The organism is Streptomyces sp. MnatMP-M17 (assembly GCF_900091995.1).
Taxonomy (GTDB): domain Bacteria; phylum Actinomycetota; class Actinomycetes; order Streptomycetales; family Streptomycetaceae; genus Streptomyces.
In genome coordinates this window covers 1-1,874 of sequence record NZ_FMDK01001107.1, presented here as the reverse complement: position 1 = coordinate 1,874, position 1,874 = coordinate 1, and the positions used below count along the sequence as shown (strand labels likewise).

The following is a 1,874-nucleotide window of genomic DNA, read 5'->3' as shown; positions in this document are numbered from 1 at the left end:
CCAGCACACCCGCCGTATGGACCACGGCGGTCAGCGGATGCTCGGCCGGCACCGACGCCAACAGTCCGGCCACCGCGGACCGGTCGGCGATATCACAGGCCGCCACGGTCACCTCGGCACCGTACGAGGCGAGTTCGGCGACCAGTTCGGCAGCGCCGGGCGCCTCAGCACCTCGCCGGCTCGCCAACAGCAGGCGCCGGACTCGCCGTTCGGTGACCAGATGCCGCGCGAACACGCCGCCCAGACCACCCGTACCGCCCGTGATGAGCACTGTACCGTCGGCGTCCCAGACCGGGCCCGTCCCGCCGTCGACCTCGGCATCGGTGGGGATGGTCGTACGGACAAGGCGTCCAGCGGAGATCTCACCGTCGTGGATCAGCAGGGCGGGCTCGTCCATACCCAGAGCGTGCGGCAGCGCGGTGAGCGACGAGATGTCGGAGTCGAGATCCAGCAGCCCGAAGGAGCCCGGGTTCTCCGTCTGCGCGGAGCGTACGAGGCCCCAGACCGAGGCCGCCGCCACATCGACGGCACGGTCCTCACCACCGCCTTCGACGGTGCCTCCGACTGCGCCCCGTGTGACGAACACCAGCCGGGAGCCGGCGAACCGCTCCTCGGCCAGCCACTCCTGCACCAGGGCCAGCGCGCTCGCCGTCAACACGTGGGCGGACTGCACGACTTGGCCGTCGGAATCACCGGCAATGCTCACCAGGACGGTGTCCGGCATCGGTCCCTCCCCCGCCGCCAGCGACGCGAGATCGGCATGTGCCCCGACCAGGAGGCCCGGTCCCGCCAGCGGTTCGGCGAGGTTCAGTACGTCGGCTCCGAGGACGGCAACCGACGGCAGAACGTCCGGGCCGACGGCTACGGGAGACCAAGCAAGCTGGAACAGTGCGTTCGTGGCAACGGCCCCGACGTCACTGAGCCCGTCGCTCGACACGGCCCGTACGAGAAGCGAGTCGACGGAGGCTACCGGCGCACCGGAGGTGTCCGAGACAGCGATCGACACAGCGTCCTTGCCACCGACCGGGGCGATCCGTACGCGCAACACCGAAGCACCGGTCGCGAACAGCGAGACGCCCTCCCACGAGAACGGCAGACCCCCGCCGCCTTGCGCGCTGTCGCCCGCCAGGAGCGACGCGTGCAGGGCGGAGTCGAGGAGAGCCGGGTGCAGACCGTACGCTCCCGCCTCGGTGCCCTCGGGCAGACTCACCTCGGCGTAGATCTCACCGTCACGGCGCCAGGCCGCCCGTAGACCTTGGAACACCCGACCGTACACAAAGCCGATCTCTGCCAACCGCTCGTAGCAGCCGTCGAGTTCCAATGCCTCGGCGCCGCTCGGCGGCCACACCGTGGCGTCGAAGCCGGTGGGCGGCTCCTGGGTGCCGACGGCCAGTGTGCCCATCGCATGCTGCATCCACGGCACGTCCGCGGCGCCCTCGCGCCGGGAGTGGACCGTGACCGTACGCCGGCCGTTGTCGTCGGCGGCACCGACCCGTACTTGCGTCTGAACCGCGCCGCGCGCCGGCAGCGTGAGCGGCGCCGCGAGCGTCAGTTCCTCAACCCGGTCGCAGCCGACCTCGTCGCCCGCCCGGAACGCCAGCTCCAGCAGAGCGGTTCCCGGCAGCAAGACCCGGCCCATCACCACATGATCGGCGAGCCAAGGATGTGTTCCGACCGACAGACGGCCGGTGAAGAGCATTCCTTCGCCCTCGGCCAGTTCAACCGCGGCGCCCAGCAAGGGATGCCCGGCCGAGCCGAGGCCCGCGGCCCGTACATCACGCGCGCCGGCCGACGAGACGGTCGGCCAGAACCACTGGTGCTGGAAGGCGTACGTGGGCAACTCCACCCGCCGCGCACCGCTTCCGGCGAAGAAC

Annotated in this window: 1 protein-coding gene; it reads right to left on the bottom strand. The window is 71.0% G+C overall.

Features of this window, described 5'->3' with window-relative positions; genetic code table 11:
* Positions 1-1,846 (bottom strand): type I polyketide synthase (locus GA0115259_RS36560; protein ID WP_256098303.1); only part of this gene is annotated, 1,846 nt, incomplete at its 3' end.
* Positions 1,847-1,874 lie beyond the last annotated feature (28 nt).